Below are 23646 nucleotides of genomic sequence, written 5' to 3' on the forward strand. Positions count from 1 at the left end.
GAGCCAGGGTTGCCGGCGAAGGCGTCCTTAAGAACGCCTTCGCCGGCAAGCCTGGCTCCTACAGGTCCGATGTGCCCTTAACTAACTGGCATTAGGGGCTGCCCGGCAACCGTTGGGTAACGCTTGACGCTGCGCTTTGTATCAGCGCCAATGGAGTGGTTAAAAAGAAAACCCCGATCAGGTGACTGGTCGGGGTTTTCTTTTTGTGGATTGTTATGGATGGCGCGGGTACTGACAGACGTCGTATGCAGGTCGTTTTCGATAACTCGTTAGTCGTATGAGGTCAGAAATAATTCGAGATTTTTAGGCAGATCGAGTGAGCATGCTTTTTCTATACCGATGATTTGTTGTTCTGTAAGGCGATAATCATGGAATGAATCTTCGTCTTTTTCCCACCCCATAATCAGTTTGAGTTCGGTGGTGGAAATAGGGATCTGCTTCTCAAATGAAGGAAAATCCTCGCCTTTCGGAACCCCCATAATTAAATGCTTCATGGCTCTACCTTCCTTGTTGGATCTGCTGGTTTGTTCTGAGTGCCAGTTTCATGGTTGAACTCGCCCAAGTGTTTTCCACGCTTGTTGTACTTTTCAACGGCTCCATGCTGGAAGTCCCACTCGTAAATCGTTCCGCTTCTATCCTTCCAGCGTGGGCGCAACCCTCCGCCACCTTTGATTGGAGTTTTTGGGGTAGCCCATTTAGCGCCTGGAAAAGCTGGCAGAGAGTCAGGTTTTTGATGGTAATTAAGCTGAGGCATGCTCAGCACGATGTAAACCGGCAATACCCCCGAATCCGCCGGAAACACAAGAATGAAATCCTTGTACTCAGGCGGGTACACCGGATTCACGATGATGCTGTCAGCCGCCTTCGTCGGCGGATAAACCCAGATGTGGGGCGCTTGCGGTGCGGCTTTCAAAGCGGGGATGCCGAGGATGTTTGAACCGTCCTCGGCCGGGGTCCAGATCAGCTCGATACCATCCCCAAGATCAGCTACCTGCTGACTGCCGCGCAAGGTGAACTGCACGACATCGACCATCTCCCAGTCACGGTTTTTGCCGGTGTAGAAACCGTATCCCTTGAGAGTGCCGTCAGGCTGCTGCTCGACTAGCAGGCGAACGCGGGTGCGCGCCTGTTTGAGGGATCGCAGTTGATCTTCGGTATAGAGGGAACTGTCGCCGAGGCTCGACGGGATGACCAGTGCAACCAGCCCCGTCAGCGTGGCGGCAGCGGTGCTGGCGGCGACTGCGGGTAATGCGGCGAACGCTGAACCGGCCAAGGTGAAGCTGCCGAAACCGGCCGGAATCGCAGTGCCACTGATTTTCTTAAGCGGGATGCCACCGCTTTCATCGGCCTCGCGGGCACCGAGCAGGATCAGTTCGCCGTAATCCTTCAGGCTGTCTGTCGGAACAACGCCGGAGGGATTCGTGTAGTCGATGATTGCATCGGGCAGCTTGCAGGACTTGGCGAATACGCATCCCGCGCGGACACCATCGTCCTTTTTCGCAGCGACCGGAAGGCTGTCTTCGAAGGCCTGCTGCCTGGCGAGCATGGCGTCGTAAGCGTTTTGCCTGGCATCGCGCTCGGCCAGTTCGATGGCCGTCATGTAGCGATGGGTGACGTGATGCCCGTCGCCTGAGGGTGGGTTTTGAACCCGGGGGATGCCCTTGCTGCCAGCCACTGATTGTCCTTTCACTCGTCCATCGGCAACCCCGGAAAGAGGGGCTGCACGACGTTAACGAACGTGGCTAATCGTGGCTGTAGGACTAATCCTGATTGTCGTTAAGAGTGTTCTCTATCGCTCAGAAAAACAGGTGCAGTACTCTTGCGGCTCGCCGCCGCCGTCACCGCATAACCGATCAATGCCGCCAGAATCGAACCGGTCAGAATCCCCATTCGATCCATCCCGGCGTATTCACTGGCGCCGGGCACGAAAGCCAGGGAACCGACAAACAGGCTCATGGTGAAACCGATGCCGCAGAGGATTGCCACGCCCAGCACCTGACCCCAATTGGCGCCTTGGGGCAGGGCGGCGATGCCGATTTTCACCGCCAGCCAGGTCAGGCCGAACACGCCGACCATCTTGCCCAGCAGCAGACCAACAGCGATGCCCATCGGCACGTCGTGGGTGAAGCTTTCGACGGTCACGCCGCTCAGGGACAGGCCGGCGTTGGCGAAGGCGAACAGCGGCAGAATGCCGTAGGCCACCCATGGATGCAGGGCATGTTCCAGGGTCAGCAGCGGCGAAGGCTCGGCGTTTTTCGTGCGCAGTGGAATGCAGAAGGCCAGGGTCACACCGGCCAGCGTGGCGTGCACGCCGCTCTTGAGTACGCAGACCCAGAGGATCAGCCCGATGATCATGTACGGCCCGAGTTTCACTACGCCGAGTCGATTCATCCCGATCAAGGCCGCGATGCAGGCCGCAGCCAGTGCCAGGGACAAGGTCGACAGTGCGCCGGAATAGAAGATCGCGATGATGATAATCGCGCCCAGATCGTCGATGATCGCCAGGGTCATGAGGAACAGTTTCAGCGACACCGGCACGCGTTTGCCCAGCAGGGCCAGTACGCCAAGGGCGAAGGCGATGTCGGTGGCGGTCGGGATCGCCCAGCCACTCAGGGCCGGCGGGTTGTCGCGATTCAAGAACCAGTAGATCAACGCCGGCACCACCATGCCGCCAATCGCCGCCGCGCCGGGCAGGACGATCTGCGACGGTTTCGACAGTTGGCCGTCGAGCACTTCGCGTTTCACTTCCAGACCGATCAGCAGGAAGAACAAGGCCATCAGGCCGTCGTTGATCCACAGCAGCAGCGGTTTGGCGATTTTCAGCGCGCCGATCTGCGCTACCACGGGGGTGTCCAGCAGCCCGCTATAGAGCCACGACAGCGATGAGTTGTTGATGATCAGGGCGAGAGCGGCCGCGGCGATCAATAACAGACCGCTGGCAGCTTCCAACTGAAAGAAACGCGTGAACGTGCTACGCAGAGGCAAGGTCGCTCTCCATCGATGAATTCAAAAGGTGGCACACCCTAACCCGTACGGTTAGTTGTTAAAACAAAAGTTATATTCTTTTTTGTTATATGCCGTTACAACGTGGGCAGTCAGCAAAGGCCTGAGCCTAGCAGTTGCCAAACGTATTGGACCTCAGCTGTATCTGTGCATGATGTAGGTTCTTTCCTAAGCTTGTGGGCTGAGCCTTGCGACAAGGCCGACTCTTTGCCTGATTCAACGAGAAAACCATCATGAGCGACAACCGACAGTGGGCCCGCGAAGCCATCCGGATCATCGAAGCCGACTTCCAGCGCAGCGCCGATACCCACCTGATCCCCTTGCCGCTGCCGGGGTTGCCGGGCATCGAGTTGTATTTCAAGGATGAGTCGAGTCATCCCACCGGCAGCCTGAAACATCGGCTGGCGCGCTCGTTGTTCCTCTACGCCCTGTGTAACGGCTGGCTCAAACCCGGTGCGCCGGTGATCGAAGCCTCCAGCGGTTCGACGGCGATTTCCGAGGCGTACTTCGCCCGCCTGCTGGGACTGCCGTTCATTGCGGTGATGCCCGCGACCACGTCCAAGGAAAAGATCGCGCAGATCGCTTTTTATGGTGGCAAGAGCCATCTGGTGGACGATCCGACGCAGATCTACGCCGAGTCCGAACGCTTGGCTCGCGAACATGATGGGCACTTCATCGACCAGTTCACCTACGCTGAACGCGCCACTGACTGGCGGGCGAACAACAACATCGCCGAATCGATCTTCCAGCAGATGCGTTTCGAGCAGCACCCGGAACCGAGCTGGCTGATTTCCAGCCCCGGCACCGGCGGCACTACCGCGACGCTTGGCCGTTACGTGCGCTATCGCCAGCATTGCACCCGCGTGCTGTGCGCTGATGCCGAGCGTTCGGTGTTCTTCGATTATTACCAGACCGGTGATGCCAGCCTGCGCCTGGATTGCGGGTCACGGATTGAAGGCATTGGCCGGCCGCGGGTGGAAGCGTCGTTCCTGCCCAAGGTGATCGATGCGATGGTCAAAGTACCGGACGCGTTGTCGCTGGCGGCCATGCATTACCTGGCGCAGCGTTTGGGGCGACGGGTCGGCGGGTCGAGCGGGACCAACCTGATCGGCGCCTTGATGGCAGCCCAGCAGATGGTAGCGGCGGGAGAGTCGGGGTCGATCGTGGCGATTTTGTGCGATGGCGGCGAGCGCTATGCCACCACCTATTACGATCAGGCCTGGCTCAAGGCCCAAGGGTATGAGTTGAGCGGTTTGATGGATGCCGTGGCGGCGAGTGTCGAGCGCGGCGAGCCGCTGCCGGCCAGCGTGTTGCGCGCCAATATCTGACCCCAGACACCGCCCCCTGTAGGAGCGAGGCTTGCCCGCGAAGAACGATAATGCGGTCTTTCAGAAAGACCGCGTCAACTTCTTCGCGGGCAAGCCTCGCTCCTACAGTGCGCGTGATCGTTCCTTAGGCCTCAAGGCCAAGGATGTCGCGAGCTACGGCTTCGGCAATCCGAATACCATCCACACCCGCCGACAAAATCCCGCCCGCATAACCCGCGCCTTCACCGGCCGGGAACAAGCCCTTCACGTTCAGGCTCTGCATCGACTCGTTACGGGTAATCCGCAGTGGCGATGACGTGCGCGTCTCGATCCCGGTCAACACGGCGTCGTGCAGCGAGTAGCCACGAATCTGCTTCTCGAACGCCGGCAAGGCTTCGCGAATGGCTTCGATGGCGAATGCCGGCAACGCCAGGGCCAAATCGCCCAAGGCAACACCCGGTTTGTAGGACGGCTCGACGCTGCCCAACTCGGTCGACGGTTTGCCGACAATGAAGTCGCCAACCAGTTGCGCCGGCGCTTCGTAATTGCTGCCGCCCAGCACAAAGGCGTGGGATTCCAGGCGTTCCTGCAACTCGATGCCAGCCAGCGGGCCACCTGGATAATCGACTTCCGGGGTGATCCCGACGACGATCCCGGAGTTGGCGTTGCGCTCGTTACGCGAGTATTGGCTCATGCCGTTGGTGACCACGCGGTTAGGTTCGGAGGTCGCCGCCACCACGGTGCCGCCCGGGCACATGCAGAAGCTGTAGACCGAACGACCGTTGCTGGCGTGGTGCACCAGTTTGTAATCGGCGGCGCCGAGTTTCGGGTGCCCGGCGTATTTACCCAGGCGCGCGCGGTCGATCAGCGATTGCGGGTGCTCGATGCGGAAACCCACCGAGAACGGCTTGGCTTCCATGAACACGCCACGACCGTGGAGCATGCGGAAGGTGTCCCGGGCGCTGTGGCCGAGGGCCAGAATCACGTGTTTCGAATGGATCTGTTCGCCGCCATTGAGCTCGACGCCGACCAGTTGGCCGTCCTCGATCAACACATCAGTGACACGCTGCTGGAAGCGTACTTCGCCGCCCATGGCGCGAATCTGCTCACGCATGTTTTCCACCACACCGGTCAGACGGAACGTACCGATGTGCGGTTTGCTGACATAGAGAATTTCTTCCGGCGCGCCGGCCTTGACGAACTCATGCAGGACTTTGCGACCGATGAATTTCGGGTCCTTGATCTGGCTGTAGAGCTTGCCGTCGGAGAACGTACCCGCGCCGCCTTCACCGAATTGCACGTTGGATTCGGGGTTGAGCACGCTTTTGCGCCACAGGCCCCAAGTGTCCTTGGTGCGCTGACGCACTTCGGTGCCACGTTCGAGGATGATCGGCTTGAAGCCCATCTGCGCCAGCAGCAGGCCGGCGAAGATTCCGCACGGGCCGAAACCCACGACGACAGGACGTTGCTCAAGATCAGCCGGCGCCTGGCCGACCACTTTGTAGCTGACATCCGGCGCCACGTTGACGTTACGGTCATCGGCGAACTTGTGCAGCACCAACGCCTCATCGCGAACGTTGAGGTCGATGGTGTAGATAAAGCACAGTTCGGAGGACTTTTTGCGCGCATCGTAGCTGCGCTTGAACAAGGTGAAGTCGAGCAGGTCATCACTGGCGATGCCCAGGCGCTGCAGGATGGCAGGGCGCAGGTCTTCTTCGGGATGGTCGATCGGCAGCTTGAGTTCGGTGATTCGTAACATGACGGGATCCGGTTCGCGGGGCGCACAACTGCGCCAAGGCGTTTGAAGCCCGCGATTATAAGCCTCAAAGGATGATTCCCGTGAGGCAAAAACGATCAGTCGTTACGCGATCCGCCAAAATACCCGCAGCCGCGTTGCACCTGGCCATCGATGCGCAGCTCGGCGCTCATGTGCTGCACGCTGCCGGTGCTGCTGTCGACGCAACGTTGCGGCGCGACCCAGAGCTCGATGCGCTGATTGTTGGCTTCGGTGCTGAGGTTGAAGCGGCCATCGCCCAGTTGTTCTTCAACGTACGGCAGGGCCAAGGGTGGCTGACCGTCGCGGTCGATGACCATGCCTTTGCCGCTGACTTTGACGTTCCATTCAGGGCCATGGCCGGCGGCGCGCAGTATCAGCTGTTTGAAATTGGGATCGTCGCACGCCGTGCCCGAGCGTTCGACGCGGTACAGCTGCTCCAGATCGAGTCGGCTATCGACACCATTGGCAATGATCCGGCCACGCACGTCGGCAAACAACTTGCCCTGATCATCGGCCAGGGTCGCGGCCTCTTGCAGGACGCTGGTGCCGCCGGTGTCGTTGACCGCATAACTGCGCTGCTCATTGCACGGCTGGAACAGCAATTTGCCGTCCGCCGCCGTCAACTGGCCCTGCATGCGGGTCTGGCCCACATGGGAAGCACTTTCGCGCGGGCCATCAAGCAACTGGCAGGCGGCGAACAGCGGAAGCAGGGCAACAAGCACTAAGGAACGGGCAACACGCATCTTTGAGTCTCCTGACAAGTGTCGCCACGTTACTCAGCCTGACCGTTCATCACAACCCTGCAAAGCAAGATCAAAAGATCGCAGCCTGCGGCAGCTCCTACGGGGTGTACGCCGGGCCTTTGTAGGAGCTGGCGAAGCCTGCGATCTTTTGATTCTGGCGTTAGCCGACGCGGTAGGTCTGGCCGGTCTGTAAGCCTTCCACGCTTTTGGCGTAGGCCAGCGCTACTTCGGCGGCGGGAACCGGTTTGAAACCGCGGAAGTACGGGGCGTAGCTGCCCATGGCTTCGACCAGCACATTCGGGCTGACCGAGTTGATGCGCAAGCCGCGCGGCAGTTCGATCGCCGCTGCACGGACGAAACTGTCCAGGGCGCCGTTGACCAGGGAGGCCGAGCTGCCGGTACGAATCGGATCGTGGCTGAGGATGCCGGTGGTGAAGGTGAATGACGCACCGTCATTGGCGAATTCACGACCGATCAGCAGCAGGTTGACTTGACCCATCAGCTTATCCCGCAAGCCGAGTTCAAAGTCTTGTTCGGTCATGTTGGCCAGCGGCACGAAGTTGACGCTGCCGGCGGCGCAGATCAGCGCATCGAAGTTGCCGGTCTGTTGGAACAATTTGCGGATCGAGGCGCTGTCACTGATGTCGACCTGAAACTCACCGCTTTTACGGCCAATACGGATGATTTCGTGGCGCTGGGACAGTTCATGGTCAATCGCCGAACCGACGGTGCCAGAGGCGCCAATCAAAAGAATTTTCATCGTGCTGTACCTGAATGGGTTGGATTGAAATTCAAGTTTAGAGTGGTTTTTTCCATTGATAACCGGGCTAATAGGCAACCTTTGGTTTTCGAATGGAAACAATCCGATGAGCGAAATGGACGACCTTGCAGCGTTCGCGGTGTTGATCGAGGCAGGCAGTTTCACCCTCGCTGCCCAACAACTGGGTTGCAGCAAAGGGCAACTCTCCAAGCGCATCAGCCTGCTGGAATCGCGGTTTTGCATGGTGTTGCTGCAACGCACCACACGCCGCTTGAGCCTGACGGCGGCAGGCGCGGCGCTGTTGCCGCAAGCCCAGGCACTGGTGATTCAAGTCGAGCGAGCGCGTCAGGCCTTGGCGCGATTGAAAGACGACATGGCCGGCCCGGTGCGGATGACGGTTCCGGTTTCACTGGGGGAAACCTTCTTTGACGGCGCACTGCTGGAGTTTTCCCGGCAGTACCCCGAGGTGCAGATCGAACTGGAGCTCAACAATAATTACCGTGACCTGTCCCGCGACGGGTTCGACCTGGCGATCCGCTCGGAGGTGGCCAACGACGAACGCCTGGTCGCACGTCCGCTGCTGGCCTGGCACGAGATGACCTGCGCCAGCCCCGCGTATCTTGAGCGATTCGGTGAACCGCTGACGCCTCAGGCACTGGCCGAGCACCGTTGCCTGCTCAACAGCCATTACAGTGGTCGCGAAGAATGGCTCTATCACCAGCAGCACGAGTTACTGCGGGTGCGGGTGTCGGGACCGTTCGCCAGCAACCACTACAACCTCTTGAAGAAAGCCGCGCTGGCGGATGCGGGCATTGCGCGTTTGCCGTCGTACTTGCTGCAAGAGGAATTGGCTGACGGGCGTTTGCGCTGGCTCCTGCGTGATTATCAGACCCGCAGCATGCCGATGTATCTGGTGCACCCGTATCAGGGCGGTTTGCCGAAACGTACCCAAGTGCTGGCGGATTATTTGATGGGTTGGTTCAAGCGCAGTGGCGAGGCGTTGGATCGGCTTCGACGGTAATGGGAACTGGTGTAATTGTTTCGGCGGTAACAGTGATCGGTGTAACTGGAACGGCTAATGAAGATCGGCGTAGGAGCTGCCGGAGGCTGCGATCTTTTGATCTTGCTCTTCTCGGAGTGGCTGAAAATCAAGATCAAAAGATCGCAGCCTTCGGCAGCTCCTACAGGGGATCCCTATCCATCGACAGTTAGCGGGCGTAACGCTTGGCAATCAGATGATCGATCGACAACTTGCCCGGTCCGGTCGCTATCAAATACAGCAGCACCGCAGCCCAAGTGCCGTGGGTTGGATACGCATCGGGGTACACAAACAGCTGAATAGTCAGCGTCATGCCCAACAGTGCCAACGCCGAAAAACGTGTGGCGAAGCCGATCAGGATCAGCACCGGAAAGAAATGCTCGGCGAAGGCTGCCAGGTGCGCCGCCAGTTCCGGGGAGAGCAATGGCAGGTGATATTCGCTCTGGAACAACGGAATGGTTGAGTCCGCCAAACGCGGCACGCCGAGTTCAAAGGTGCCGTCGATCAAGTCGATGGTCAGGCCTTCCACCTTGGTTTGCCCCGACTTCCAGAACACCGCCGCAATGGAAAAACGCGCGATAAAGGCGATCAGGCTGTGGGGGATTTTTTCCAACAGCGCGATAGCGCGGGCGATGGGATTCTGATGGGTGTTCATGGCGATACCTTGTGATGTAAATGGGTAATGACGTTGTGGCTGATCAGCAGCGCCAGGATTTGGCTGAGGTCGAAGGCGGGCGTTGTCTCTAACGCTTGGGTCAGGGATTGGCCGTTTCGCAGGTTGTGAATGAAGGTGCTGGCGCCGTGGTCGATGGCGAAAACCTCAACCTCCAGGTCGTTGCGCAACACCAGCGCGTTTTGCCGGTGGTCGAGGTCGATCCCGGCCAACGTCGCGTCCTGTTGATGGGCCGCCCAGATCGAGACCACGGAGAAAGCTGAAGTCAGTAGATTCAGGGAGGGATGAAATTCGACCGTCAGCTCGCCCAGCGCCTGCGGGTGCGACAGCGCGGCGGCGATCTGATCATGGCTCAGGGGTTGTGCATCGGCGGCGTGATAGGCCTGAACGCGCAACCGCTCCAGCCGCGCCACGTCGGCCAGATAAGGCACTCTGGCTGCCGGTTCAAAATTGTCGATGAACTCGGCGAAGTCCTTGCCGTAATCGTTGATGAGTGGGCTTTGAGGCGGGTAACTCCGCACATACAATCCCGCCATCGCCCGAAAGAACTCATCGCCCACCAACTGCGAAACCACGGGATAACTGTCGGCCAGGGCGTTGATCAGCGAGCTCTGCACATTGTTGCGATACACCGCGAAACGGCTGGCGGGATCGGCACCATTGGCGCTGAACAATCCCACGGGGCAGGACCGTTGCGGATCGAGCAGGGCGGCGGCAAACGCGGCTTGAGTGCTCATGGCCGGTCCCCCGCGCAATGCAGCAACTCATCAGCCTGACGGGCTTCGGCGTGCAGCACGCTGAAGGCCGGTAACTGGTTGTCGCGCTCGATCAACGTGGCAATCGGGCCAACCCGTTCCAGCACCCGCCCATACAGCGTCCATACCGCGTTATCGATGGGCGCACCATGATCGTCGATCAGCAGACGGTCGCCGAGGCTGTCGGTGTCTTCGGCAAACCCGGCCAGATGAATCTCTCCCACTGCGTGCAGCGGCAGCGCGTCGATGTAGGCCAGTGGATCTCTTTGGTGATTGATGCAGGAGACGTAGACGTTGTTGACGTCCAGCAGCAGGCCGCAGCCGGTGCGATGAATGACTTCGCTGATGAAGTCAGCTTCATCGATTGTCGAGCGCTGGAACGCCAGATACGTCGCCGGGTTCTCCAGCAGCATCGAGCGTTTGAGGGTGCTCTGCACCTGATCGATGTGCTCGCAGACGCGGTTCAGCGTCGGCGCATCGTAGGCCAGGGGCAGCAGGTCGTTGAGAAACACCGGGCCATGGCTGGACCAGGCCAGGTGTTCGGAAAAGGATTGAGGTTGATAGCGTTCGATCAGCGCAGTCAGCCTTTGCAGGTGCTGAAGATCCAGCGGACCTTCGGCACCGATGGACAGACCAACGCCGTGCAGCGACAGCGGGTACTGCTCGCGGATCAACCCCAGAAAATGATGAAACGGGCCGCCGGCCACCATGTAGTTTTCGGCGTGGACTTCGAAGAAACCGATGTCCGGTTGTGCACCGAGCACTTCACGAAAGTGCTCGGTCTTGAGCCCCAGCCCGGAGCGGGGCGGGAGCCCGGAAGGTAAATAGTTCATGGTCGACACTCAGGCTGGGTTCTGATTAGGACTTGGCTTTGTAGGCGTCCAACTGGCCGAAACCGGTTGGCGAGGTTTTGCTTTCGATGGTGGTGCAGGTGCCTTTAGGGACCAGTTTCCAGGCGTTGGCCTGGTAGTCGGTTTTTGCGGTACCGGCGCAGGTCGTGCCGGGGCCTGCGGCGCAATCGTTTTTGCCTTTCATGGCCACGCCGAAGCATTTTTCCATGTTGTCGTCAGCGGCATGGACAGTGGAGACAGCGGCGATGCTCAGGGCAGAACCGAGGGCCAGAACCAGGGCGGTGGCGGACAGGGTGCGGGTGGTAGCAGTCATGATGTTTCTCCGAAATTGAGCTTGGATTGGCAAGCGTTTGTGCTTGCTTACTGCTCTAGAGAAACGACAGGTTGATGCGTTACAGCCCCAACGAAAAAAATCAGAAAAATACACAGCCCCCGTAGGAGCTGCCGAAGGCTGCGATCGTTTGATCTTGATTTTCAGCAGTTCAGAAAAGATCAAAGTCAAAAGATCGCAGCCTTCGGCAGCTCCTACGGGGGGCGTATTACCAAGTGGGATCTACCGCGCCCGTAAGTCGGTCAGGCAACGCTGATTTTATTGACCCCGGTAATCTGACCATTCCAGATCATCTCGTAGTGAGCTGTTTGAATGACCGAGGAGACGGGTCGCGGCGTCATCAGCGCCCAGCAGTAATTGCCAGGCATACGCACAGAGTTGTACCGCAGACCAAGGCACCCAGCCTCCTTGACTGCCTTTCCCAAACGATGGGAGTGGGTGTAATCGACGGGGTCGTAGACAGGATCGTTCATCGCAATGGAGGTGGCATCCCTCATGGCTTCGTCAACGAACGTGCAGGTTAACCCCCGGAAAACAAACCGCTCGTAATTGAGATTCTGGACTTTCGACCAATACTGATTCTGATGGTACTGCACCTCAGCCAGCGCGGTCTCCATCGAGGCAGCCAAGTACAACACACCAAAACTGCCATCGCTGAAACGCGAACCAGCCGGGTTGACATGGGTGAAAGGCGCTGTCGCGTAAGAGCATCCAGGGATGCCAAAGGGGATTTCTGCACGCGGTATCAGCTCAAGCCGACCGACCTCATTTTGCAGCCTGGGATTGGTGAGGGCCTGTATCTGATACAGAGCGTCAAATTCGTCCGCGTCCGCTACGTCGTCAAACAACGCGATGGGCGGAAACTTTGAATTGACCAATCGATAGGCCTGCAATTGCTCACCGGCCAATGCTGGCAGCTGGCTCACCATCACCATTGTGCGCCTCGCAGCACGTCGATCCGCCGAAACGTCTCGTACAGGGAAATCATATCCCCCTGCGACATGATGTCGAGCGGGGTTCGGCCGTTGAAGAACTCGTTTTCGTTCGCCATTGCCGGAAAACCATAGACGTTTTCAGGGTTATCAAAAACGAGGCGCAGCGTGGCGTGGATGTTGAGAATAAAACTGATGCGCTGCATCTGGTCTGAATCCAGGCTTACGGACCAATCGGGATCGCGCTGCTTTGCCCGTGAGTATGTACTGCGGGAAATGCGCAGGATACGACAGGCCTGATCGCTCGACGCCTGCCACTTTTCGAGTATGCCGACAGCGGCTCGCAGGCCAGTCACGCACTGGTCTTTGGTGAATGCTTGGGCTTGGGAGGTAGCTGTCATTGGTGATCACTTTGATTTGGTCTATAGATACAAATATATTAACAATGTCTCTATAGATCAAGCGCGATCATGATTAAAAAGAAGTACACAACCCCCTGTAGGAGCTGCCGAAGGCTGCGATCTTTTGATTTTGATCTTCACCAGAATCGCCGGAAATCAAGATCAAAAGATCGCAGCCTTCGGCAGCTCCTACGGGGATCTTCATTGTTATGGGGATTGTGCCAGGCACAAAAAAACGGCCCGAAGGCCGTTTCTCTGTTTACCGCAATCGCTCAACCACCAAGATACGCTTCGCGCACTTTCGGGTCGGTCAACAGCGCTTCACCTGTCCCTGTCATCACCACCCGGCCGTTTTCCAGCACGTAGGCACGGTCAGCGATTTTCAGGGCCTGGTTGGCGTTCTGCTCCACCAGAAACACCGTTACACCGTCCTTGCGCAGTTGTTCGATGATGTCGAAGATCTGCTGGATGATGATCGGTGCCAGGCCCAGCGATGGCTCGTCGAGCAGCAACAGCTTGGGCTTGCTCATCAGCGCACGGCCGATGGCGAGCATTTGCTGTTCGCCGCCAGACATGGTGCCGCCGCGTTGGGCAAAGCGTTCTTTCAGGCGTGGGAAAAGTCCGAGGACCTTGTCCATCTGTTCCTGATAATCGCCCTTGTCGGTGAAGAATCCGCCCATGGCGAGGTTTTCTTCCACGGTCAGACGGGCAAACACCCGACGACCTTCCGGGACCACGGCGATGCTTTTACGCATGATGTGCGACGAGTCCTGGCCGACGAGCTCTTCGCCCATATAGCGGATGCTGCCGCTGTGGGCTTGCGGCGAACCGCAGAGGGTCATCAGCAGGGTCGACTTGCCGGCGCCGTTCGCGCCGATCAGGGTCACGATCTCGCCCTGGCGGACTTCGACGTTGACGCTGTGCAGCGCCTGGATCTTGCCGTAGAAGGTGGAAACGTTTTCGAACTGCAGCATTTACGCTTCCCCCAGGTAGGCTTTGATCACTTCAGGATTGTCGCGGATCTGTTCCGGCGTGCCGTCGGCCAGGGGCGTGCCCTGGTTGATCACGACGATGTGGTCGGAAATGCTCATGACCAGTTTCATGTCGTGTTCGATCAACAGTACGGTGACGTTGTGCTCTTCACGCAACATGCTGATCAGCGCTTTGAGGTCTTCGGTTTCCTTCGGGTTCAGGCCGGCGGCCGGTTCGTCGAGCATGAGGATCCGCGGACGGGTCATCATGCAGCGAGCGATTTCCAGACGACGTTGCTGACCGTAGGCCAGGGTGCCGGCCGGACGGTTGGCGAAGGCCTTGAGGTTGACCTTGTCCAGCCAGTACTCGGCGAACTCCATGGCTTCGCGTTCGCTTTTGCGAAACCCCGGGGTCTTGAACAGGCCCGCCAGGAAGTTGGTGTTCAGGTGACGGTGCTGGGCGATCAAGAGGTTCTCGACCGCGGTCATGTCCTTGAACAGCCGCACGTTCTGGAAGGTCCGCACCACACCTTTGAGGGCGATCTTGTGGCCGGGCAGGCCTTCGATCGCTTCGCCGTCCAGCAGGATGCTGCCGCCGCTCGGTTTGTAGAAACCGGTCAGGCAGTTGAACACAGTGGTCTTGCCGGCACCGTTGGGGCCGATCAATGCCACCACCTGTTTTTCTTTGACGCTCAGGGCTACGCCGTTGACCGCCAGCAAGCCACCGAAGCGCATGCTCAAGTTGTCTACTTTAAGGATCTCACGGCTCATTTGCGCAGCTCCATATGAGGGCGTTGCATCGGCAGCAGACCTTGAGGACGCCAGATCATCATCAGCACCATCAAGGCGCCGAACATCAACATGCGGTATTCACTGAACTCACGCATCATTTCCGGCAACAGGATCATCACCGTGGCGGCGAGGACGACGCCCAGTTGCGAGCCCATGCCGCCCAGCACCACGATGGCGAGGATGGTCGCCGACTCGATGAAGGTGAAGGACTCCGGTGTCACCAGGCCTTGGCGCGCGGCGAAGAAGCTACCGGCGAAACCGGCGAACGCAGCACCGAGGGTGAAGGCCGACAGCTTGATGACCGTAGGATTGAGACCCAATGCACGGCAGGCGATTTCGTCTTCACGCAGCGCTTCCCACGCACGGCCCAAGGGCATGCGCAGCAGACGGTTGATGACGAACAGGGCGAACAGCGACAACAACACCGCGATCAGGTAAAGGAAGATCACCTTGTTTACCGGGTTGTAGGTCAGGCCGAAGTACTCGTGGAAGGTCTGCAGTCCGTCTGCGGCAGTTCTATCGAAGGTCAGTCCGAAAAGCGTTGGCTTGGGAATGTTGCTGATGCCGTTCGGGCCGCCAGTGAGTTCGGTCAGGTTACGCAGGAACAGACGGATGATTTCACCGAAACCCAAGGTCACGATCGCCAGGTAGTCACCGCGCAAACGCAACACCGGAAAGCCGAGCAAGAAGCCGAAGGTGGCCGCCATCATCCCGGCGATCGGCAGGCAGATCCAGAAGCTCAGACCGTAGTAGTGCGACAGCAGCGCGTAGCTGTAGGCACCCACGGCGTAGAAGCCGACGTAACCGAGGTCGAGCAGGCCGGCCAGGCCGACCACGATGTTCAGGCCCAGGCCGAGCATCACGTAAATCAGCACCAGGGTGGCGATGTCCACCGCCCCACGTGAGCCGAAGAACGGCCAGACCAGTGCACCAATGATCAACGCGATGATGATCCAGCGCTGGGTAGTCGGCAGGGTCAGGAAATTACTGGCCTTGGCCGGCATCACCGGCAGGTTGGGCGAGGCTTTCCAGGCCGAGCTGATCTGCTGGTCGAACAGCACCCGCAGGAACATCAGCACCGAACACACGGCGATGGTGATCAGCGTTGCAGTGCTGGTGCCATGGACTTCGAGGTTGATGCCGACAATGGTCAGTTTCAGACCGAGTACCGGGTAGGCAACAGCCCACACCAGCAAGGCGCTGAACAACGCCTGTTTAAGATTCCTAGTCATACTTTCTCAACCTCCGGACGGCCCAACAGGCCGGTTGGCCGGAACAACAACACCAGAACCAATAGACCGAACGCCACGACGTCCTTGTACTGGTCGCCGAAGATATCGGCACCAAAGGCTTCCGCCACCCCGAGCACCAGCCCGCCGAGCATCGCGCCGGGGATGCTGCCGATACCGCCCAATACTGCGGCGGTGAAAGCCTTGAGGCCAACGAGGAAACCGGCGTTCGGGTTGATCACGCCGTATTGCATGCTCAGCAGCACGGCCGCGATGGCCGCCAGTGCGGCACCGATGACGAAGGTCAGGGCGATGATGTTGTTGGTGTTGATACCCAAGAGGTTGGCCATCTTGATGTCTTCGGCACAGGCGCGGCAGGCGCGACCCAGGCGAGAACGGGAGATGAACAGCGTCAGGCCGAGCATGGCGACCAGGGTCACCACGAACACCACGATTTGCATGTAGGAAATCAGCACTTCATGTGCGCCACCTGGCCCGATGGCGAAGTTGCCAGGGATCAGGTTGGAGATGGATTTGTCCTTGGAGTCTTGCGCCAGCAGAACCGTGTTCTGCAGGAAGATCGACATGCCGATGGCGGAGATCAGCGGGATCAGACGGTTGCTGCCGCGCAGGGGGCGATAGGCGATCCGTTCGATGCTGTAACCGTAGGCACTGGTAACGACGATGGTCGCGAGGAAAGCCGCGGTCATCAACAGCGGGACACTGTCGAGTCCCATCATGGCCAGCCCGGCGATGGCGATGAACGCCACGTAAGAGCCAATCATGTACACCTCGCCGTGGGCGAAGTTGATCATTCCAATGATGCCGTAAACCATCGTATAGCCGATGGCAATCAGGGCATACGTGCTGCCAACGGTCAGACCGTTAACCAGCTGTTGGAAGAAGTGATAGATGTCAGGCATTACAGCGCTCCTAAAAACCTGATACGCATTTCACTGGTGGAGTCATTTTCCCGCTCGAGCCCCGTGGATCTGCATCCACTTCGAATTCGAGGTTTGCCAGCGAACCGCTGATGACGGTTTTGAGATTTTCAGGTGGGGAGACTGGCGGATCACGCCAGCGCGGCCCAATACGTTCGTAAAACAAAGCCCACGGCACGCCGTGGGCTTTATTGGCAGTCAGTCAGGCCAAGGCCTTACTGAGGCGAAACTTCAGTTTTAGGTTTGCCGAAGTGCCACTGGTAAACCACGAATTTGAAGTCCTTCAGGTCGCCCTTTTCGTCGAAAGACAGGTCGCCGGTCGGGGTTTTGAACGTGCCAGCGTGGATAGCTTCAGCCACTTTGGTGGTGTCTTCGCTCTTGGCGGCCTTGATGCCATCGGCGATGACTTGCACAGCCGAGTAGGCCGGGAACACGAACGGACCGCTTGGGTCTTCTTTCTTGGCTTTGAACGCGTCAGCCAGGGCGATGTTGGCCGGATCCTGGTCGAAGGATTTCGGCAGGGTCACCAGCAGGCCTTCGGAAGATTCCTTGGCGATCTGCGAAATGGAGTCGTTACCCACGCCTTCCGGACCCATGAACCTGGCTTTCAGGCCTTTTTCCTGGGATTGACGCAAGATCAGACCCAGTTCCGGGTGGTAGCCGCCGTAGTAAACGAAGTCGACGTTGGCTTGCTTGAGCTTGGCGATCATCGAGGAGAAGTCTTTGTCGCCGGCGTTGATGCCTTCGAACACGGCAACCTTGACGCCTTTGCCTTCGAGGGTTTTCTTCACGGCGCTGGCGATGCCTTCACCGTATTGCTGTTTGTCGTGCAGCACGGCAACGATTTTCGGTTTGACGTGATCGGCAATGTAGTTACCGGCGGCAGGGCCTTGGGCGCTGTCCAGACCGATGGTGCGGAACACCATTTTGTAACCACGGGAGGTGATGTCCGGGCTGGTGGCAGCCGGGGTGATCATGATCACGCCTTCGTCTTCGTAGATGTCGGACGCCGGTTGAGTGGAACTGGAGCACAGGTGACCAACCACGAACTTGACGCCGTCGTTGACGACTTTGTTCGCGACAGCAACCGCTTGTTTTGGATCGCAGGCATCGTCGTATTCAACGGCGACGAGCTTATTGCCATCGACACCGCCCTTGGCGTTGATTTGTTCGATGGCCATTTTGGCGCCACTGAACTGCATGTCGCCGTATTGGGCTACAGGGCCGGTTTTAGGGCCGGCGATACCGATCTTGATGTCAGCGGCGAACGAATGGCTGGCAACCCCGGCCAGAACCATAGCGGCAAACAGTTTTGAAATCTGCTTAGTAGCCTTAGTCATAGTGCTCCACTCTTACTGTTGTAGTTTTTATAGTCCTGGCGCCGTAGCAGCAGAACCGGGTCAGATATCGTTGATATCCTCCGGAAAATGCCCCCGGCAACTGTACCGGTACAGTGTAGAGCGCCGATTGTTAGCCTGGGAAGGCGGCGCCGGGGGGCAAAACCTGAGGGTGTCGCTTTATTGAAAGAAAAAGACAGAATCACGGCGGGATGTTAGCTGGCTAATACTTGGTTCAGCAGCATTCCTTGGCTTTCCTGGCGTTTTTCAATCGGTAACGCAATTGCATCCGGGTTTTTCTGGCGCACTACCGACGTTATCATTCACGTCGATTTTCTTTGCGGATAGAACCCATGACTCAAGAACCTAGCACCCTCTATGCCAAGCTGCTTGGTGAGACCGCATCTATTACCTGGAAAGAGTTGGAGCCGTTCTTTGCCAAGGGTGCCCTATTGTGGGTCGATCCAGGTCTGGATTTGATCGCTGCGGCAGAAGCGGTGGCAACCGATGAAGGCGAGAAAGTCGCCGCATGGCTGGCCGCCGACAAGGTGGCCAAGCTCTCTGAAACGCGGGCGCTGGATCTTTTCGAGCGCGATCCAGAGCTTTGGGCGGTAGTGGTTTCGCCGTGGATTCTGATCCAGGAAAGGGCGACGAGCTGAGTGCTTGCACTTTATTGGTGCGCTGCTTTGCCAGCTAAAAGTGTGTAGCCGAGTAGCGTGATGGCATGTTGCCGTAGAGAAAGGCCACAGAAGGGTCTTGGCGAGGGTGCCGTAAACGTAACGGGAACAGTTTATTGAGCAGCCGGTGGGCTGCTTAATTGTTTCTGGATGTGATCATTCCCACGCTCTGCGTGGGAATGCAGCCAAGGACGCTCCGCGTCCCAAGTGCGGACGCGGAGCGTCCGTTGAGGCATTCCCACGCGGAGCGTGGGAACGATCGAGTTAAGCCGTCTTACCCGTATGGTTATTCAAAGAAATAACCTTGGTCTTGCCAATCCGGTGACGGTAAATCTCGCGCAGATACTTGATCGACTTCTTCACGCAATCCCGAGACAAACGAATGTCGTTGATCGAGACAAACTTGTCCTTGTCGTTGATCAGTTCGCGGTACTTCTTCTCGTACATCGGTTTGATCGCGTACCAGTTGGTATCGAGGATCTTCGCCGGGTTTTCGAATTCGTTGAGCAGTTCGTCGATACGGTCTTCGTCGAAGTCTTCATTAATGATGAAGTCCAGGATCGAGTTGTCCAGCGTCTCGTCGAAGCGGTACGGGTTTTTCGCAAAGCAGCGTTTGATAAAGGCCACGATCAGCGTCAGGAAGTCGTCCGACAGGCACGGGCTCTTGGCGATCAGGGTGGTCAGCGACAAGTTGGCCGAGGCGCCGATCACCAGCGCATAACGCTTGAGCGTGGTGTTGGGGAACAGGCTGTTGAGGTGGGTCTTCAACCGGTTCAGGTCCATGTAGGACAGCTTGTAGTCTTTGGGCAGCGAAACAATCGACACCACCGACGAGCAATTCTTGAAGAAGTGCAGGTCGTGCAACGCGGCCGCGTCATAGCCCGAATTCTTGTACTGCTCCAGCGAGGCGCGATAGCGCTTGGACTCGATCGGCAACAGGCTGATGCCTTCGATCGCCTGGGTGACCTTGTTGAAGTGCGGCAGGTCAATTGAGCGGAAGAACAGGTCATCGATGTTCAAGCGCTGCGGCTCTTTCTCGAACACTTTGAACTTGTCGCTGCTCGGTGGCGGGGTTTCCGGCACCACGGACTCGGCGTAGGCAATCGCGACCGGGCCGGCCAGGCTCATGAACAGGTCGTTGGCGTCCAGGCGAATGGTTTCGCCAATGTCGATGCCGGCGCGACGGAAATAGTTCTGGTCGTAGTCGGTGGTCACCGCCTGCGCCGTCAGAATGTTGAAGATCTGCTGTGAAATGTACTGGTTGGCATGCTTTTCCATGGCATTGACATCAATGTTCTGGATGTTGCCGTCATCACTTTCTTCGGCATAACGCATGATGTCGTTGGAGATCAGCATCATCGCGTTCCATGGGCGGATACGGCCCATGACGCTGGCTTCGCTGCTGTCTTCGTTGGCGAAGTTGTAGGAGAAGTCCCACTCTTCCGACAGGTATTTACACAGCAGGCGACCGGCGTTGATGTGCAGCGCCTCGGACATTTCGCTGCGGTGATCGGAAATGTTCGGCAGTACGCAGATGCCGCTGGTGAAGATCGGCTCGAAGACGAAGGAATGACCGCTCTTGCTGTCGTGCTCGTCCATCGGCTTGGTGTCGAACGTCTTGTTCATGTACGAGTGCTGCTGAGCCAGGCCGAACTCCGAGGCCATGCCCGAACCGGTACCGCCGCCGGCACTGAAGATCGAGAAATACAGGCGCGATTGGTTGGCCTTGATCCCGCAGCTGTCGATCAAGTACGAGTGAATCATCTTCCAGTCAGGGCTGGAAAACCGCTGGGTGTCCTTGTTCAGGATGATCTTGGCCAGGTACTGGCCGAGGATCGGCGCGTTACCGGCGCCACCAGCGTGGACTTCCGACAAGTCCATGATTTTCATTTTGCTGTAGTCGCGCAAAAAGCCGCTTTTTTCGCCCTTGCGCGAGAAACGGATGCGACCGGCGATGTCTTTGTCCAGGTCGCCGAGCATCACCAGCGGCTCGACCAGAAACACCGGTTTGCTGGCCTTGTTTGGCCCCAGGCGCAGGTTGTTGCGGATCCACTGCGCCGGGCTGTAGCCCTTTTCGGCATAGCGTTTGTCCGGCGACAGACGGTCTTCGTTGTTGAATTCGTTGAGGTAGAACTTGCGGGCGTTGTACACCAGCTCCGCCACGTCCAGCGCGATGTTCGAACCACAACGGCCCAGACCGATCAGGCACACCGACGGGAATTCCTGATCGCTGTGCTGTTCGTTGTCGCCTTCCAGATGGGGCGGGCGCGGGAACACCATATCGCGCAGGCCGTCGAGGTTGTCGAGGATGCGGTCGGTATTGGTTTCGGTGAAGTACAGGTATTGCTGAGTCGCCAGCGGACGCGATGGGGTCAATGGCTTCGACGATGAGGGGCTGTTCGCCGCGGGGCTCAGGGTCAGATCGGATACCGCGGTGGCCGGATTATTTTTAGAAGTCATTGTGCGCCATATACCTGGACTGGTCGGCTCGGCGACGAGTGTCATCGAGTCATCACGGAATGAGATCTCGCGTCTTTTTGCAGCGCGAATGTGGCCCGAGCGTCAGGGTCTTGGCCTGTGGATCGCTCGGGGGAATCCTTTCCTTATTCATGATGAATCGGCCAATATTCGATGATCTTTAATCGAAAGGAGGCTAAATGATGGCAACGTTGTCAGCGCTGGGGTTCACCGGAATCGGCTAGCCGACACTGCTGTTGTGCTGACCGCCATGAAATTTTCCCACTCGGCCACACTGATCAGCGGATTGGCCGCACAACTGATGCGCCTCCATGGGGGCTTGGGGTTCCTGGAAAAGGATCCGTCGACGCTAGTGCCGTTGTACCGCGAGCCAGGCTCAAAGGATTGACGGTGTGCATGTGCTTGCGCTGATTGATTTCCGCCAGCACCGGGCGCAACTCGGCCAGCGGCACCGGACGGCTGAGCAGGTAACCCTGAACGAAATCGCAGCCATGGCGTGCGAGAAAGTCGTATTGCTCGAAGGTTTCGACGCCTTCGGTGACTACCTGCAAATGCAGGGTATGGGCCATGACGATAATGGCCTGGACGATTTCCATGTCCTGAGTCGCCTTGGGAATGTCCTGAATGAACGAGCGGTCGATCTTCAGTGTGTTCAATGGCAGGCGCCTGAGATAGGCCAGGGATGAATAACCGGTGCCGAAGTCATCGATCGACAACGAGACCCCAAGGGCGCGAATCTGCCGCAGCAACACCAGGGTATTGGTGATATTGCCCATCAGCGCATTCTCGGTCACTTCCAGCTCTAGCCGGTGTGGTGCCACCCCGAAGGCGTGCAAGGCGTGTTCGATTTCATTGGCCAGTTCTTCTCGCGCCAGGTTCAGGGGCGAGCAATTCACCGCGATTTTGAGTTCTGCGCAATCGTGGTGGGACAGCTCGCTCAAGTCCTCGCAGGCCTTGCGCAACACCCAATGGTCCAGCTCGGCAATCAGGCCGTTGGCTTCGGCAATGGCGATGAAACGATCCGGCGTGAGCAATCCGTGAACCGGGTGTTGCCAGCGAATCAGCGCTTCAAGTTTGGTGACCTGGCCGGTTCTCAGGTCATAAATCGGTTGGTAATACAGCATCAACCCGGTGTTTTCGCGCAGGGCGTGACGCAGTTCTTCTTCGAGCTGCAACTCCAGGGTGGCGCGGGTTTTCAGGTTTGAACTGAAAAAATGCAAGGCGTTACGACCGCAATCCTTGGATTGGTACAGCGCCAGGTCGGCATTTTTCAGCAGTTCTTCACTGGTCTTGCCGTCTTCCGGAAACAGGCTGATGCCAATGCTGGTGGTCATGACCATGCGCCGTCCGGACAACTCGATGGGTTCCTTCATTTTCAGCATGATGCGCTGGGCCATTTGCCGAGCTTCTTCACGGTCGTACAGGGTGATGAGGATGCAGAATTCGTCGCCTCCGAAGCGCGCCACCACGTCTTCATGGCTGCGCACCGCGGCCTTGATGTGGCTGGCCAGCACTTTAAGCAATTCGTCGCCGGCGTCGTGGCCGAGGCTGTCATTGATCCGCTTGAAATGGTCGATGTCGAGGAACATCACCGCCAGCATGCCGCCTTCGTTGGTTTTCTCGATGAGTTTTTCGGCGAAGATCTGGTTGAAGCCTCGTCGGTTGATCAGGTTGGTCAAGGGGTCGTAATGCGCCACCTGTTGCAGCGACATGCGTGCCTGATCCAGTTGACTGAGCAGGGCGTTGACCCGCTGCAGGTCATGTTCTTTGTGTTGCAGCTTCTTGTCCGCCCATGCCGCGCTGATGCCGCTGCCGATGATCAGCAGCGTCATGACCGCGACCGTCAGCCCCAGTTGCAGGTGATTGTTGTCACTGGGCAAGGGCTCAAGGCTGCCAGCGGGCAGCACCAGGCTGAACGCCGCCATGCCGGTGAAATGCATGCTCACGATGCCGGCTCCGAGCACCAGGCTGGCGGTGTATTTGAGCAATTGATGAAACAGGCCGGCGCCATCGCGCAGGTGGCTGGAAATCAACAGGGCGGCCAGGCTGGCACCGATGGCGATCACAATGGAAAGCACAAAAAGCACGGGGTGGTAATAGGCCATCGCATTCGATCGCAAGGCGGCCATCCCCATGTAATGCATGGTTGCGATGCCCAGGCCGATCCACACTGCGGCTCGCAGGTATTGCCAGAAATTCAACTGAGGATGGCTGAGGGTGTGCATGGCCAGCCATGAGGCGATCAGGGCGAACAACAGCGAGAGCAGGGTAGTGGGCAAGTGGTACTGGATTTCGATCGGCGCCTGGAACGCCAGCATGCTGATGAAATGCATGGCCCAGATACCGCCCGCCAGACACCCGGCACCGACCCAGCGCCAGAGTCGTTGGGAGGCGGATTTTTCCACATGGCCGACCCGTTCGGTCATGTCCAGCGTGGCGAAGCCGGCCGCGCATGCCACCAGATAGGCCAGCAACACCAGAAAAGGGTTATGCGTGCAATCGAGTATGACCTGCCCGCCCTCTGGTAGCCCGGTCATGAAATGCAAACCAAGCCACTCCATAGCATGTCCCATCTCTGAATCATCCTGCGCCATGTTCGCTGGCGAATGCTTGCAGTATAGAGGCCTTGCATGGAGCGCAAGGGGTGGT

The 23646-nt window shown here is 58.2% G+C and carries 22 protein-coding genes; 3 read left to right on the forward strand and 19 right to left on the reverse strand.

What is annotated here, in order from left to right; all coding sequences use genetic code 11:
* Positions 1 to 269: 269 nt before the first annotated feature.
* The 3 genes from NHU87_RS25650 to nhaA form a co-directional block, all read right to left on the reverse strand.
* Positions 270 to 494, reverse strand: coding sequence for a hypothetical protein (locus tag NHU87_RS25650; RefSeq protein WP_253553553.1), 225 nt, complete (start codon positions 492 to 494; stop codon positions 270 to 272).
* Positions 491 to 1675: a colicin E3/pyocin S6 family cytotoxin gene (locus NHU87_RS25655; protein WP_253553555.1), complete on the reverse strand. Its 1185-nt coding sequence runs from the start codon at positions 1673 to 1675 to the stop codon at positions 491 to 493. Before NHU87_RS25655 ends, NHU87_RS25650 begins: the two co-directional genes overlap by 4 nt.
* Positions 1676 to 1776: 101 nt before the next feature.
* Positions 1777 to 2985 (reverse strand): Na+/H+ antiporter NhaA, encoded by a 1209-nt coding sequence (gene nhaA / locus NHU87_RS25660; protein WP_253553558.1) that lies wholly within the window; start codon positions 2983 to 2985, stop codon positions 1777 to 1779.
* Between the two features lie 248 nt (positions 2986 to 3233).
* Here nhaA and NHU87_RS25665 point away from each other — a divergent pair, with 248 nt between their 5' ends.
* Positions 3234 to 4331, forward strand: coding sequence for a PLP-dependent cysteine synthase family protein (locus NHU87_RS25665; RefSeq protein WP_195840152.1), 1098 nt, complete (start codon positions 3234 to 3236; stop codon positions 4329 to 4331).
* 124 nt (positions 4332 to 4455) lie between these two features.
* Here NHU87_RS25665 and NHU87_RS25670 read toward each other — a convergent pair whose 3' ends face one another.
* The 3 genes from NHU87_RS25670 to NHU87_RS25680 all read right to left on the reverse strand — a co-directional run bounded on the left by NHU87_RS25670 (position 4456) and on the right by NHU87_RS25680 (position 7590).
* On the reverse strand, positions 4456 to 6069 hold the full coding sequence (locus NHU87_RS25670; protein WP_253553561.1) for an NAD(P)/FAD-dependent oxidoreductase: 1614 nt from the start codon (positions 6067 to 6069) through the stop codon (positions 4456 to 4458).
* A gap of 95 nt (positions 6070 to 6164) precedes the next feature.
* The gene (locus NHU87_RS25675) at positions 6165 to 6830 is read right to left on the reverse strand and encodes a COG3650 family protein (RefSeq protein ID WP_253553564.1); all 666 of its coding nucleotides are present in this window, start codon (positions 6828 to 6830) and stop codon (positions 6165 to 6167) included.
* A gap of 160 nt (positions 6831 to 6990) precedes the next feature.
* Complete coding sequence (locus tag NHU87_RS25680; RefSeq protein ID WP_253553566.1) at positions 6991 to 7590, reverse strand: short chain dehydrogenase; 600 nt, start codon at positions 7588 to 7590, stop codon at positions 6991 to 6993.
* Positions 7591 to 7696: 106 nt separating this feature from the next.
* On the opposite strand from NHU87_RS25680, the gene NHU87_RS25685 reads away from it, so the two are divergent.
* On the forward strand, positions 7697 to 8611 hold the full coding sequence (locus tag NHU87_RS25685; RefSeq protein WP_253553569.1) for a LysR family transcriptional regulator: 915 nt from the start codon (positions 7697 to 7699) through the stop codon (positions 8609 to 8611).
* 187 nt (positions 8612 to 8798) lie between these two features.
* On the opposite strand, the gene NHU87_RS25690 is transcribed toward NHU87_RS25685, so the two are convergent.
* From NHU87_RS25690 to NHU87_RS25740, 11 genes are all read right to left on the reverse strand, one after another.
* Positions 8799 to 9284, reverse strand: coding sequence for a DoxX family protein (locus tag NHU87_RS25690; RefSeq protein ID WP_253553572.1), 486 nt, complete (start codon positions 9282 to 9284; stop codon positions 8799 to 8801).
* Positions 9281 to 10039 (reverse strand): HvfC/BufC N-terminal domain-containing protein, encoded by a 759-nt coding sequence (locus NHU87_RS25695; protein ID WP_253553576.1) that lies wholly within the window; start codon positions 10037 to 10039, stop codon positions 9281 to 9283. The genes NHU87_RS25690 and NHU87_RS25695 overlap by 4 nt, the downstream gene beginning before the upstream one ends.
* A complete protein-coding gene (bufB, locus tag NHU87_RS25700; protein WP_253553579.1) occupies positions 10036 to 10890 on the reverse strand; it encodes an MNIO family bufferin maturase in 855 nt (284 codons plus the stop codon). The genes NHU87_RS25695 and bufB overlap by 4 nt, the downstream gene beginning before the upstream one ends.
* Positions 10891 to 10915: 25 nt before the next feature.
* Positions 10916 to 11221: a BufA1 family periplasmic bufferin-type metallophore gene (locus NHU87_RS25705; protein WP_253553582.1), complete on the reverse strand. Its 306-nt coding sequence runs from the start codon at positions 11219 to 11221 to the stop codon at positions 10916 to 10918.
* Positions 11222 to 11481: 260 nt separating this feature from the next.
* Positions 11482 to 12174, reverse strand: coding sequence for an RES family NAD+ phosphorylase (locus NHU87_RS25710; protein WP_253553585.1), 693 nt, complete (start codon positions 12172 to 12174; stop codon positions 11482 to 11484).
* Positions 12168 to 12572 (reverse strand): antitoxin Xre-like helix-turn-helix domain-containing protein, encoded by a 405-nt coding sequence (locus tag NHU87_RS25715; protein WP_253553588.1) that lies wholly within the window; start codon positions 12570 to 12572, stop codon positions 12168 to 12170. Before NHU87_RS25715 ends, NHU87_RS25710 begins: the two co-directional genes overlap by 7 nt.
* Before the next feature lie 272 nt (positions 12573 to 12844).
* Positions 12845 to 13546 carry an ABC transporter ATP-binding protein gene (locus tag NHU87_RS25720; RefSeq protein ID WP_007906649.1) on the reverse strand — a complete coding sequence of 234 codons (702 nt, stop codon included), beginning with the start codon at positions 13544 to 13546 and terminating at the stop codon, positions 12845 to 12847.
* Positions 13547 to 14314, reverse strand: coding sequence for a high-affinity branched-chain amino acid ABC transporter ATP-binding protein LivG (livG, locus tag NHU87_RS25725; RefSeq protein ID WP_214381119.1), 768 nt, complete (start codon positions 14312 to 14314; stop codon positions 13547 to 13549).
* On the reverse strand, positions 14311 to 15567 hold the full coding sequence (locus NHU87_RS25730; RefSeq protein ID WP_253553590.1) for a high-affinity branched-chain amino acid ABC transporter permease LivM: 1257 nt from the start codon (positions 15565 to 15567) through the stop codon (positions 14311 to 14313). Before NHU87_RS25730 ends, livG begins: the two co-directional genes overlap by 4 nt.
* A complete protein-coding gene (livH, locus tag NHU87_RS25735) occupies positions 15564 to 16487 on the reverse strand; it encodes a high-affinity branched-chain amino acid ABC transporter permease LivH (RefSeq protein ID WP_253553593.1) in 924 nt (307 codons plus the stop codon). Before livH ends, NHU87_RS25730 begins: the two co-directional genes overlap by 4 nt.
* 233 nt (positions 16488 to 16720) lie before the next feature.
* The gene (locus tag NHU87_RS25740) at positions 16721 to 17845 is read right to left on the reverse strand and encodes a branched-chain amino acid ABC transporter substrate-binding protein (protein WP_253553595.1); all 1125 of its coding nucleotides are present in this window, start codon (positions 17843 to 17845) and stop codon (positions 16721 to 16723) included.
* A gap of 350 nt (positions 17846 to 18195) precedes the next feature.
* Between NHU87_RS25740 and NHU87_RS25745 the strand changes: the two genes are divergently transcribed.
* Entirely contained in the window at positions 18196 to 18501 is a 306-nt protein-coding gene (locus NHU87_RS25745; RefSeq protein WP_033059033.1) for a DUF2288 domain-containing protein, read from the forward strand.
* Positions 18502 to 18783: 282 nt separating this feature from the next.
* Here the strand turns inward: NHU87_RS25745 and NHU87_RS25750 are convergent, their stop codons facing one another.
* Both NHU87_RS25750 and NHU87_RS25755 read right to left on the reverse strand, forming a co-directional pair.
* The gene (locus NHU87_RS25750; protein WP_253553597.1) at positions 18784 to 20979 is read right to left on the reverse strand and encodes a hypothetical protein; all 2196 of its coding nucleotides are present in this window, start codon (positions 20977 to 20979) and stop codon (positions 18784 to 18786) included.
* A 296-nt stretch (positions 20980 to 21275) separates the two neighbouring features.
* Positions 21276 to 23558 carry a putative bifunctional diguanylate cyclase/phosphodiesterase gene (locus NHU87_RS25755; protein WP_301271570.1) on the reverse strand — a complete coding sequence of 761 codons (2283 nt, stop codon included), beginning with the start codon at positions 23556 to 23558 and terminating at the stop codon, positions 21276 to 21278.
* Positions 23559 to 23646 lie beyond the last annotated feature (88 nt).

The organism is Pseudomonas mandelii (genome assembly GCF_024138395.1).
Taxonomy (GTDB): domain Bacteria; phylum Pseudomonadota; class Gammaproteobacteria; order Pseudomonadales; family Pseudomonadaceae; genus Aquipseudomonas; species Aquipseudomonas mandelii_E.

Bases quoted from the DNA above. Each gene is read 5' to 3' on its own strand.
- NHU87_RS25650 (WP_253553553.1), bottom strand. From the start codon at position 494: ATGAAGCATTTAATTATGGGGGTTCCGAAAGGCGAGGATTTTCCTTCA.
- NHU87_RS25670 (WP_253553561.1), bottom strand. From the start codon at position 6,069: ATGTTACGAATCACCGAACTCAAGCTGCCGATCGACCATCCCGAAGAA.
- NHU87_RS25675 (WP_253553564.1), bottom strand. From the start codon at position 6,830: ATGCGTGTTGCCCGTTCCTTAGTGCTTGTTGCCCTGCTTCCGCTGTTC.
- NHU87_RS25680 (WP_253553566.1), bottom strand. From the start codon at position 7,590: ATGAAAATTCTTTTGATTGGCGCCTCTGGCACCGTCGGTTCGGCGATT.
- NHU87_RS25685 (WP_253553569.1), top strand. From the start codon at position 7,697: ATGAGCGAAATGGACGACCTTGCAGCGTTCGCGGTGTTGATCGAGGCA.
- NHU87_RS25690 (WP_253553572.1), bottom strand. From the start codon at position 9,284: ATGAACACCCATCAGAATCCCATCGCCCGCGCTATCGCGCTGTTGGAA.
- NHU87_RS25695 (WP_253553576.1), bottom strand. From the start codon at position 10,039: ATGAGCACTCAAGCCGCGTTTGCCGCCGCCCTGCTCGATCCGCAACGG.
- bufB (WP_253553579.1), bottom strand. From the start codon at position 10,890: ATGAACTATTTACCTTCCGGGCTCCCGCCCCGCTCCGGGCTGGGGCTC.
- NHU87_RS25705 (WP_253553582.1), bottom strand. From the start codon at position 11,221: ATGACTGCTACCACCCGCACCCTGTCCGCCACCGCCCTGGTTCTGGCC.
- NHU87_RS25710 (WP_253553585.1), bottom strand. From the start codon at position 12,174: ATGGTGATGGTGAGCCAGCTGCCAGCATTGGCCGGTGAGCAATTGCAG.
- NHU87_RS25715 (WP_253553588.1), bottom strand. From the start codon at position 12,572: ATGACAGCTACCTCCCAAGCCCAAGCATTCACCAAAGACCAGTGCGTG.
- NHU87_RS25720 (WP_007906649.1), bottom strand. From the start codon at position 13,546: ATGCTGCAGTTCGAAAACGTTTCCACCTTCTACGGCAAGATCCAGGCG.
- livG (WP_214381119.1), bottom strand. From the start codon at position 14,314: ATGAGCCGTGAGATCCTTAAAGTAGACAACTTGAGCATGCGCTTCGGT.
- NHU87_RS25730 (WP_253553590.1), bottom strand. From the start codon at position 15,567: ATGACTAGGAATCTTAAACAGGCGTTGTTCAGCGCCTTGCTGGTGTGG.
- livH (WP_253553593.1), bottom strand. From the start codon at position 16,487: ATGCCTGACATCTATCACTTCTTCCAACAGCTGGTTAACGGTCTGACC.
- NHU87_RS25740 (WP_253553595.1), bottom strand. From the start codon at position 17,845: ATGACTAAGGCTACTAAGCAGATTTCAAAACTGTTTGCCGCTATGGTT.
- NHU87_RS25745 (WP_033059033.1), top strand. From the start codon at position 18,196: ATGACTCAAGAACCTAGCACCCTCTATGCCAAGCTGCTTGGTGAGACC.
- NHU87_RS25750 (WP_253553597.1), bottom strand. From the start codon at position 20,979: ATGACTTCTAAAAATAATCCGGCCACCGCGGTATCCGATCTGACCCTG.
- NHU87_RS25755 (WP_301271570.1), bottom strand. From the start codon at position 23,558: ATGGAGTGGCTTGGTTTGCATTTCATGACCGGGCTACCAGAGGGCGGG.